The organism is Mucilaginibacter pedocola, assembly GCF_002013915.1.
GTDB lineage: Bacteria > Bacteroidota > Bacteroidia > Sphingobacteriales > Sphingobacteriaceae > Mucilaginibacter > Mucilaginibacter pedocola.
Genome location: NZ_MBTF01000039.1, coordinates 325,906 through 336,765 on the forward strand (window position 1 = coordinate 325,906; position 10,860 = coordinate 336,765).

General features: G+C 43.0%; 9 protein-coding genes. 3 read left to right on the forward strand and 6 right to left on the reverse strand.

Annotated features, from left to right (window positions below; genetic code table 11):
• Nucleotide 1 precedes the first annotated feature (1 nt).
• From BC343_RS30625 to BC343_RS30630, 3 genes are all read right to left on the reverse strand, one after another.
• Nucleotides 2–2,458 carry an AAA family ATPase gene (locus BC343_RS30625; RefSeq protein ID WP_078351621.1) on the reverse strand — a complete coding sequence of 819 codons (2,457 nt, stop codon included), beginning with the start codon at nucleotides 2,456–2,458 and terminating at the stop codon, nucleotides 2–4.
• Between the two features lie 28 nt (nucleotides 2,459–2,486).
• Nucleotides 2,487–2,648: a hypothetical protein gene (locus BC343_RS31190; protein ID WP_156088786.1), complete on the reverse strand. Its 162-nt coding sequence runs from the start codon at nucleotides 2,646–2,648 to the stop codon at nucleotides 2,487–2,489.
• An 809-nt stretch (nucleotides 2,649–3,457) separates the two neighbouring features.
• Entirely contained in the window at nucleotides 3,458–3,709 is a 252-nt protein-coding gene (locus tag BC343_RS30630; protein WP_078351622.1) for a helix-turn-helix domain-containing protein, read from the reverse strand.
• 348 nt (nucleotides 3,710–4,057) lie between these two features.
• Between BC343_RS30630 and BC343_RS30635 the strand changes: the two genes are divergently transcribed.
• Nucleotides 4,058–4,636, forward strand: coding sequence for an RNA polymerase sigma-70 factor (locus tag BC343_RS30635; protein ID WP_078351623.1), 579 nt, complete (start codon nucleotides 4,058–4,060; stop codon nucleotides 4,634–4,636).
• Between the two features lie 56 nt (nucleotides 4,637–4,692).
• Nucleotides 4,693–5,496, forward strand: a complete 804-nt coding sequence (locus BC343_RS30640; protein WP_078351624.1) for a hypothetical protein — start codon at nucleotides 4,693–4,695, stop codon at nucleotides 5,494–5,496.
• A 98-nt stretch (nucleotides 5,497–5,594) separates the two neighbouring features.
• Here BC343_RS30640 and BC343_RS30645 read toward each other — a convergent pair whose 3' ends face one another.
• The 3 genes from BC343_RS30645 to BC343_RS30655 all read right to left on the reverse strand — a co-directional run bounded on the left by BC343_RS30645 (nucleotide 5,595) and on the right by BC343_RS30655 (nucleotide 9,678).
• Nucleotides 5,595–7,085 (reverse strand): alpha/beta hydrolase, encoded by a 1,491-nt coding sequence (locus BC343_RS30645; protein ID WP_078351625.1) that lies wholly within the window; start codon nucleotides 7,083–7,085, stop codon nucleotides 5,595–5,597.
• Nucleotides 7,086–7,307: 222 nt separating this feature from the next.
• Nucleotides 7,308–8,156 (reverse strand): HNH endonuclease, encoded by an 849-nt coding sequence (locus BC343_RS30650; protein ID WP_078351626.1) that lies wholly within the window; start codon nucleotides 8,154–8,156, stop codon nucleotides 7,308–7,310.
• Nucleotides 8,140–9,678, reverse strand: coding sequence for an AAA family ATPase (locus tag BC343_RS30655; protein WP_078351627.1), 1,539 nt, complete (start codon nucleotides 9,676–9,678; stop codon nucleotides 8,140–8,142). Before BC343_RS30655 ends, BC343_RS30650 begins: the two co-directional genes overlap by 17 nt.
• Before the next feature lie 210 nt (nucleotides 9,679–9,888).
• Between BC343_RS30655 and BC343_RS30660 the strand changes: the two genes are divergently transcribed.
• Nucleotides 9,889–10,824 (forward strand): tyrosine-type recombinase/integrase, encoded by a 936-nt coding sequence (locus tag BC343_RS30660; RefSeq protein WP_078351628.1) that lies wholly within the window; start codon nucleotides 9,889–9,891, stop codon nucleotides 10,822–10,824.
• The last annotated feature ends 36 nt before the right edge of the window (nucleotides 10,825–10,860 follow it).

Here is a 10,860-nt window from a genome sequence, read left to right on the forward strand (position 1 = left end):
GCTATTTTACTTTAAGATTGATCATTACTGAGCCGCATGAACAACGCAACATTTCCCTTTCACCTTTCTCCGGTACCACATAAAGCGTTGAATCGCACCCAATATCGGTACAAGAAAAACCTTCCATTAACCCTTTAAAAGCAGCTGCAACGGGCCTAAACTCAGACGCCTGTAAGTTCACCCATTCATTGTAATGAATAGAAGAGTTGGTTTGCCATTGTTCTACCATAGATTTGGTTACCAAACGATCGAACGCAATTTTCCGCTGCTTAAGTTGTTCTTCCAGGTCAATTTTTTGCCAGGATTTTGCTGCTTTAATACCGTCACCAAGTAATTTGGAAAACTGAGAGGTGGCTGGTGGCAAAAGGTCACCCAGGCTGAACTGTGCATCGCCGCGAAATTCGACTCGAGTTCTCAGTCTATGACTAAGTTCCGTGGCCATGTACTCAAGGTAATTTCTCAATACGTAGGCTGCACTTCCCACGTCATTCAATGACAGGTGGTTTTCTATTTCCTGCCATACATCTTTATCATTCCATTGGTTCGGGCCATTATCTACGTCCCATTTTCTGAATTGTAATGATGATTTAGATTGTATTAGGCCAGCGGTCTTCATATGCTTCAACCAAACACTATCATGGGTGGTTAGGATGAATTGCGTATTGGGAAATTTTTCTTTAAGGAGCTTGCAGACTTCGCGGCGATGCCCCGAATCGACCGACATTAATACATCATCCAACACCGCAAATGTGAATTTATCTCCCAGCAAATGTTTCATTAATGCCAAATACAAGCACAACCCCATTCCATCCTGGTGTCCCTCACTGTGATATGCACCCGGCGGAAAATATCCACGGCCATAAAAATCTACATTGAAAGCTAATTTACCTGCTGATGCTGTCAACTGTGCGGTAAAGGCTGATTCATCATCTTGGTTAATAAAACGGTAATATTCAGCAAATTTCGCTTCAACATCCTTGTATAATTGCTCTAATACCGAAGTAACCACATCTCCATATTTCTTTGATATGGAAGCACTTCTTTTTTCTTTCTCTTCAGCGTGTTTATGAGTTGCAGCGGCCGAACGGTAAGCGTCTAGTTTTTCGTTTGCAAGTATCAAAAACTCTTTAGCAGCATCCTGTTTGGATGGTTCTGGTATGTTATTAACACCATTTTCGAGCGCAACTATAACGGGTTCAAGTTCCACAGGAGCTGAACCATAATCGCCCAATTCACTAATTAAATCTTCTATAGGCAAAAATGCGGCAATGGCTTTAGTCTTTTTTTGTAAAGCGACTAGGTATTGCTCAATAGCGGTAATCTCAACTTTCGGAATTAGTAATGCTCCATAGCCTTTAATTTGTTGTAGCTGATAAATAAGCTGATCGAGTTGTATTTTAAATGAAACCAATTCATCTTCGATCTCCTTGCGCTGGTTAGCAACAGTTTTCAGGTCACGCAATTTCTTTTCGATAATAGCCTTTAATTCCAGTGTTTCAAATATTGTATCACATACGGGACAATGTTCATCCTCAACCAGGGCGAGGGCGGTTTTCAAAAAGTTTTCTTTATTAAGGCTGTTGAGCAGTTCTTTGTCTACGTTCAAAACCTCAATTCTTTCGATGACTTCGTCAAAAGCGTCTGTTAGAGCTCCCTCATTGTAGGATTTTAATTGCTGTCGCAAGTTGGCCAAATTTGCTAAAGCAGTTACTTTAGAAATAACACTTTGTTGTTCCTGCTTAGTAACGTTTAAACCCTCACGGAAGGAAGTTGTACTATTAAATTCTGTGAGTTCCGAAAGTCCTAGTTGTTTGCGGTTTTCGTTTACAATTTTAAGGATTTGCTCTGTGTTCGCTGATGTAAGGCCAAGCGAGGTAAGTAGGTGTTGCTTTGCTTGATCTCGGATAGTGGCCAATGGTGAAATGTCACGTTTGTCTGCGTTAGCAATTTTTTGGAGCAGCGTGCGCACCTGTTCAATTTTCTCCAGCCTGAGCAATGCCTGTATTTCTTTTGCCCGTTCTCCAGGACCTGTTAGCACGTACTTGATCAGTTCTCGTCGCGATAGCGTAAATTCCGGGTGTCTGCTAACTTCCTTAATGGCACCCAGTATTGCAGGGGACGAGGGAACGACTGTAGGTTCATCGGGGTTTGAAACGCACCTTTCGATGGTAACTTCTTTGTTTATCTCGGATAAATGTACTTTAACAATAACTTTTGATGATGCAGGTTTTTTTCGCGAGTCTACGTGTGGAGCATGTTCTTTTAAAGATATGCCACCTGTTCCTGCACCAGCAAGACGAGAAATGCTGCCAGTCAAAGCAAATTCCAGTGCATCAACAATACCGCTTTTTCCTGTACCATTGCGTCCGGAAACAGCAAAGTTTTTAGAATTAAAGTCGATTTCAAGGTCTCTAATGCCTCTAAACTCTACTATTTTAAGACTTTTGACCTTTATCATTTTTTTCTTTTATAGTAATAGCATCGCGTTAATTCGTTTCATTAACAATACCGTCGGTCAATAACACTTGCTCAAGATTATCAGCAATAAAAGGTGGTAAGTCTTCTCCTCTTAATTCATCAATAAATTGCTTGAATATCTTTTCCGGGATGTCCGCGTCGGACTGTTGAGATATTTTATCTTCGATCATCGGTAATAATATTTATGGCACAATGTGCAGTAACAGGGTTAGGATTAAATAATTAATTGTTACAAAGCTACTTAATAGCAATTCAAGCTGGTTGTTATTTTTTTTAACACTGTTAATAGTTTTGAACGAGTATCATCAGTTATGGGTATCTCGACGCTTAAAAGATCTGTAAACCAATTATTAAACGATGTGCAGATTTATAAATACATCTTATTTTTGTAATAGCCTAGTTTCAACCAATGGCAAGAAAGAGAAGCAAAAATAAGTCCAAGAGAACCCACTTAAGGTCGAAGCCAAACGTAAGCGTGATTATCTGTATCGCCTAAAACTGGTTTGCGAAAAGTTGGTTGGGCCTGGCTGGTTTGAACTGATACCGGCGATTGATTTGAACATTATATACGACAGGCGTTACCCTTTTATTCATCATCAACATTCAACAACACTTTAAAGTCGATATATACACATCGAATTCGGTCGTCTCTTCTTGCAATGGTTCAACTTCTATCCCCGCATCAAGTTAATATGGGCATCAAAGCATTTGACACAAGCGCACTAGCGATTAGCAACTTGAACATTATTTAGTCAATTAAATAAAGGATAACTATTTATTATTACTTTCCAATTGACATTTTATAAACTTCAGTTCAATGATCATTGAATTCATCTTTAATAAACAAAGATAATTGGGAGGAGGCTTCTAATTTACTCGTAAGACATCTTCAATTAAGGAAAACGCGTTAAGGATCGGCGTGAAAAGCCCGCAGGAACGAGGACTTGTAACAAGAGCCTGACCGAAGGGAACGCCCAGATCAAATATAATTTTGCGGTTTATCGGGAAGAAAGTCTTTTGGGGAAAGATGGAAATGATCTGCCAGCTTATCAATATGCGATAAATTATACTTAGCCGGCTTTTCTATATTTTCAACATTGGTGATAAAGGTTCGATCTACATCCAATATTATAGCAATATCTTCCTGCCTTAATTTGTGCTTGTGCCGTAATTTGATCACGAAATCAATCACATACTGCTCAATTGCTGAAATATTAGGTTCACCCGCCATCCAGCTATAAAAAGATACAAAAAAATGTCGCCAAAGGTGACATATATATCACATTTTACTTATCTTGGCATTAATAATTTTAGATAGCATACCTTTGCTCAACTTAATAAAGCAAGCATAGGACTGCATACAAGCCTCGCCTCGAAAATCTGGTAAATTTTAGTCTGCGACGGTAAGTGTGGTTCCGCACCCTATATATCTATAGGGCCGGAGCTCGCTTATGTCATGGAGACAGCCTCTAAGGAGGTTTGGTTTACCAGAGCCACGAGACATGACAGGTGGGTTTCCGGCCCTATTGTTTTTGCGTCAACGCTGAGGCTTCCACAACTGATAAGGAGGTGTTAGCGGATGGCCAGTTACAAAACCCTTTTAGACCATACACTCGTCGATCTTTTGACCAGGTCGGACCATGCCGCCTATAACGAGATCTATAACCGGTATTTCTACCTTATCTACACGCATGCCTACAAAAAACTCCGGGACGAGGACCAGGCGAGAGATATCGTACAGGACATCTTTGTGAACCTATGGCTGAAAAGAGAAAAACTTCAAATCAGCACCAACCTTGCCGGCTACCTTTACACCGCCGCCCGCAACAAGGTATTCGACCTCTTCGCGCACCAGGAAGTGGCCTCCAAATACCTCGACTCCCTCCAGCAATTCATCGAAACGCAACATGCCCCGACAGATGAACGGGTCAGGGAAAGGGAATTACAAGCTCAGATCGACAAAGAGATCCAGGCATTGCCACCTAAAATGCGGCAAATATTCGAGATGAGCAGGCGTGCGGGCATGTCTTACAAAGAGATCGCCGAAGAACTGCAGGTGACCGAGAACAATATCTCCAAACAGATCAACGGGGCATTACGTATACTGCGGACAAAACTGGGAATATTGGCCGGGATCGTTTTCCTACTACAAAAATGAAATAGGCTCATCTTCCTTTTCCCAAAGCCCGAACATCTGTTATTTTTGCGGGCTCTATGAAAGACCATGTTGAGCAGATCAGGAAAGACGTAAAACGCCTCCACACACAAGGGGTGAACTTATTAAACGCCATGCGGGACGAACAATTCCCGGGCGAAATGGAAGAACATTTCACCAATGTACTCAAACGGAACTACCAGGAATTCAAGAAAAGCTTACCCGTATTCAAATCGGCCTACCAGCCCTGGTACAGCGAAGCGCTGGCCCTTGTCAGCCTGCTGCTCCCTTTGAGGGCGAACGACCTCATCCGTCTGTACGAAAGGCCCAGGAACCGCAAAGAGATCACCAAAGAGAATTATGTGATCGAGGACTACCTGAACGATACGACCATCACCACAGGCTTCGATAAAAAAGTGGTCGCCGGCCCGAATGCCGCTATCCCGGCCTTCGAACAACAATTCCATATGATCGCCGGCATCCTGGGTACGTTAGATTCTTCGCTGCTCGATATCCGCAGGGAGATCCAGGCGGACCTGTTGGATGCTGAGCTGGACAAGGCGGGGCAATTGGCTAAAAACAAATTCTACCGTGCAGCGGGTGCCGTGGCGGCTACCGTATTAGAAAAACACCTGGAGCAAGTATGTGCCCGCAGGAAACTCAAGGTCAGCCGCAAGACCATCGCCGAAATGAACGAAACGCTGAAAAAGCAGGAAGTGATCGATTTCCCGACCTACCGGCATATCGGCCTGTTGCATGAACTGGCCCAGCTTTGCCTGCAAAACAAGAAACGCGAACCGGAACAAGCTGAGGTGGCAGACCTGATCAATGGGACGGACAAGGTCATTAAGACGGTGTTTTAATTAGGGCATTTCACAATTCTGAATTATGAAAAAAACAAGATGCCAGCCATCTCAAATACAAGATTTGGAAGTCTGACGGATTTTGTCGTCAAATAAATTTAGTCAGCCATCGCAACGTATAGGGGAGTGCCTAATAAGTATGTCACATCCTCTCCATCATCGTTTTTAATACTGGTAGCGAGAAGCCGCTTTGCTACAAATTCAAGCTCCTGCACCGGGCCCAGAGAACTTCTAGCTAAAGAGTGCATCGCATACAAATCAGATCTGTAATATGATCTTTCATCGCGCATATAGTTAGGGTAAAACTCCCCCCTTACGTCTTTATCTAACTCTTTACCTAACCAACGCAAAATTCCAAACGTAGTAGAATTCAAATCAGGAGAGAAATCATAACCGAGATTGGTGACCAAATGCCTACTAGACCCGCCTAACCCCACAAGCAAATTATTATTAAAATCAGTGAAATAAACTATTTGATTGGGAAGGGTGAAATTGTCCACTGAAACACCCCATCGTAATCCCATCTGTCCTTTGAAATATTTGCGAGGTTCAGATAATGTACCAACGGATCCTTCTTCATTCAAATATTCCAGAACGATCAGAAGCCTTTTTTCCAAAGGCAGTTCTTCGATGGAACTGCCTTTATTCACTTCGACTCCGGCACTCACGGCATATTCACCCTTTTCGCTGTCATTCATTTGAGCTAATATCATAGTGACTTTTGCTTCGCTAATGTAGATGTAATACTTCAACTTTTTGCGAGCTGCTGTTTTGATCGTAACTCGCTTGTGCCCTGATTGACCAAATTCCGCTTTCAAATCTTGTGTGCTCGCAGTGCTGGCTATAAAATCTTCAATGAATTTCAGCAACAGCCGATGCTGAATGTCATCTTTCCCAATAGGTTTGGCAATAGTAAAATGGTCAGATCCAGGAACTTTGAAAGACTCTCCGAAATAACGTGCACCGCTGAAAGGCTCCACCACCTGTTTCGATATCACAGAACCTCCGAAAACGAATTTATCTTCGATCAGTTCTTTTCCGTATATCGGTAGTTTACCAGCACTTTTTAGGTTTTGGAAGGTTTTATCGAGGTCATTCAGCCAAGAATTATTTTGCTCAAAACGCAGTGTGTCGACCTGTATATTACCGAATAACTTTGCGACCGGCTTAAATAAGCTCGCATACCCAGAACCGAGCGAAGGAGAAGCGACCAGAAAAAGACCGACATTTGTTTTCCCACTGATTAGATCATTCGAGCGTTCTACGATAAATTTCCGGGCTATGATACCACCCATACTATGGCAAACAAATATGATGTCCTTCCCTTCGGTAAGGCCTTCCAGATTGACCACATACTCCTTCAAAGCGTCTACGATATCGCTTAGGCTATAATTTCTGGAGAACAGCCCTGTCTGATAGGTAAAAACAAACACACCTAAGCCTTTCAAATCGGGATCCTCAGTTAACAACTTTGGCCAGAAGGTTCCATTTTCATTTAGCCAGCACGAACCTCCGTCTGAAAATAGGCCGTGAATGAAAACGACAGTTGTTTTGCCTTTGGGTTTTCTAATCCATTCTCCGTTCATCATGATCAATTCTTTAATTGAGTTTATATTGAAATAGTGCGGGATAAACGTTTACTTATTAGAGTTCGTACTGTCAAATCACTTGGCAGATATAGATCTCTCATTGCAAAAGAATCATCCTTCAAAAAATGTTCGGATGCCCTAATTTAATGAACGGGCGCTCTTTATGCAACAACTCCAATTGTTTCCTACAACCCACCGATCCTTTTGCGTATGAAGTAAACATCAACCGATCAATTGAAAATTTCCATTACAAAACCAGTTATCTTCCGCAAGTCCGTTATAAAATACGACTTGCCAAATATTCAAATGTACATCCGCTTTAGACCGAGCCATATCTAATAAGAATTTTTTGACCGCTGCCTGCTTTTGCCTTTTGCCATAGATCCCGATAAGTTGCTTTTTTATACCGACCAACTCACGGCCTGCCTGTGTAGCATAGAGTTTCTTTAATCCAAACGATTTAAAGTGTCCTTCTACCCGCTTAAAAAGGAGATCGCTCCACCCTGCAGGACGTGAGACATAAAACTCGACTGAAATGGGATTCGTTTGCAAAACCCGCATTTTCAACCACCGATCAGCATCGATATCATCATAGTATGGATGCAGGGTCTCTTCATCCGGTGTCTTCGGATAATCCATGAGTTTTCCGGTATTGCAGTCTTTACACGCTGGGATGAGATTGATAGGTACGACCGACAATCGCGGATATTTTGCCTTCGGCAAGTAGTGATCCAAGGTCGTAACATCCCGGTGAGCACATAGTGGGCAGAGATCAAATGGCGCAGACAAAATCAGTTTGTCATAATGTACCCTGCCGTTGGCATGGTCGACCATTTGCCCGGTGTAGACATATTTAAGTTCATCAACTGAAACGTTACCGTTGACAAGAGTTTCATGAGCTATCGTATATACCAAACCTTTTGTGACCTTAGTATCCAGTTCCTGTTCCGCTTGAATGATCAATGGCGCGCAAGCGGCCATCCTAGCCTTCTTTTTTGGGTTTTTCGTGGAGCTTATACAATCTGCATATACCGTGGCAGTCGATAGTGTGGGTTTAGCTAACTTGATCATCTTCTCTATTACTAATCATTGCCATAACTATCGACCGTGCCTCCATCCCCAACTGCTGGTTAAATGCCTCCATAATCGCGTCGAAATCATATTGTTTCTCTACGATTATCCTGTTTAGAAGAGTGTAAAATCCGGAGTCTGTGACTTCCAGCCCAAAAACATCATTGGTCAAAGCCCCCACGTTCTCGCCAAATGTTTCCCTTGGTAAACGGTCAGCTCCCATTAACAAGCCGCTGCGTTTCAGTCTCCAGGCGCAACTCTTAGGAACTTCTTGCAAAATCACCGGCGAGTGGGTCGCAATGATAGCTACACCATTTGTAGCAATCAAGAGATCAGCTACCACCCTGATGAACGCGGAAAGCAAAGGTGGATGTAAATGGGCTTCAGGCTCGTCCATGATTACTAAACTGCGTTCCTGGAGCTTTTCGATGAGCCGCGTGACGGTGAGCAATACAATCTTATGTCCTGAACTAAGTCTTCTAAAGGTCCTTAACGTTTTGGCCTTGGATGACCTAGAGCCATCCAACCCGATTAATTCATCTATAGCGGCCTCCCGAAAGTAGGGGTCTGAATGTAAGGTTTTGATCGCATTTGCCCATCGCTCGGAGATGCCTGCAGACCTGCAACCCATAAGGCTATCTAAAAACTCATTGGGCAACATGGTCGGGTCTTTAATTTTAGGAGAAACGGGGTCGCCAGTAGCCGGTAATTTTAAACCAATATAAGCATACTTCATCCCATTTATAAATTCAGTATGTTCAGGATGAGGGTCCATTTCCTCAAAGGCGCTGAACGATACGGAGATTAAGTTGACGAATTCTCCTATTTCCTCCTCCCAAGGGCGAGCTTTATAGAATTCGAAATCGCCCGCATCCTCGGGTTTATCCAAAAGCAATGAGTCGATCATATTGTTGATCAGCATGGTCTTGCCCACGCCATTCTTGCCTATTAAGACATGCACATTTGTCGGTGGTAACGACTCAGGCGTTACCTCGAATGATAACGAAAGGCCGCCACCATCGACGGGCGCCGAGCGCTTGAAAGAGAAATTGTAGGGTGTAAGTTTAGCCCCGCCATCCGCGATACGCCTGAACTGACCTGTTATTGTCAAGGGGCTTAGCGATCGCAAGAACGAGGTCATCACTACAAATTCATTTTCGACTTCTTGAAATAAGGCATTGTTTTTAGCGATATCATTCAGTCCCTCCAGTATCTCCTTTTGCAGATCTGCACCGAGCTTTTTCAGATTTTCATAATACTCCGCAGAAGTGCCAACGGAGAAGTAATCATCGCCGATATAGTTGAAGTTATACCCTACATCATAAACCTGATCATCAGCTCTTTGTCCCTTGAATCCTATTTTCACAGCGCCGAGATCGTACTTATCCGAATTGTTGTCAACATAGAATATGCCGAATAGCGTGTAGAAATTATAATCATTCCAGTTATCCCAAGTCAGAAAGACATGGTTTTTCGTGTTTCGGGGGTAATTTCCCCATCTGTCTAATATTGAGAAATCCATTATTTGTGGTATGGCCGTGGTAGGTTTTGAAGCCCCAATATGGTCATTTTTGATCTATAATAACAATTTCTTTTTCATGATGGAACAAAGTACTCAAGGGGGGGCGACCGGTTCTACCTTGAAAGGAGAAACGCGAATTCCTCATTTCGCTTGTACCAGCATATCCCAAGAATAATCGCATCTTCCCGCCCCAAAACAACTCCCCACATTATGTCGTCCCTATCAAACGCAACTACAGAATTCTTGAACCACTGCCAGTATGAAAAGAACCTGAGCCCCAAAACACTGAAATTTTACACGATCGACCTCAAACAGTTCCATGCCTTCCTGTTAACGAATGGCTATCAATTAAATGTCACAGAGATCGATAAACAATGCCTGAAAGACTATTTAAAAGAACTCCACTGTTGGAAACCAAAGACCATCAAGCGAAAGGTCGCCACATTAAAGGCTTTTTTCAATTACCTGGAATATGAAGATACCATCCTGGTCAATCCCCTCCGTAAAATGAAGGTCAGGATCAAGGAACCACAGGCTCTTCCGAAAGCCCTGACCAAAACGGAGACCGGCAAGATCCTGCAACAAGCTTACACGGCCTTATCAAGATCACGAACAGGCACCTATTCCCGCAAGGAAAAGATCCGGGATGCGGCGGTCATCGAATTGCTGTACGCGACCGGTGCCCGGGTTTCCGAGATCGCTAATTTAAAGACCGCTGACCTTAACCTGGACACCGGCCTGATATCCATTCATGGTAAAGGGAATAAAGAAAGGGCCGCGTATATCAGTAACCCTGGTACTTTAAAGATACTCAGAGATTATCTTGATGCTTTTGGAGATGGTATCGGGGAATATTTTTGGATGAACCGCCTAGGGAATACTTTGTCGGACCAATCCATCCGTAACCTGGTGAAAAAAACGACCAAGGACGCCCAGTTGAACCAGAAGGTAACGCCACATGTTATCCGCCACACATTTGCCACGTTGTTATTGGAGAACGATGTCGATATCAAATATATCCAATCCCTTTTAGGCCACAGCTCGATCACGACTACACAGATATACACGCAGGTCAACCGGGAAAAACAACAGCAGATATTGATCAATAAACATCCCCGCCATGAATTGTCGCTATTGATGGAATAGTATCCGCGCCGAATACAGGATAACTGATTATTATCA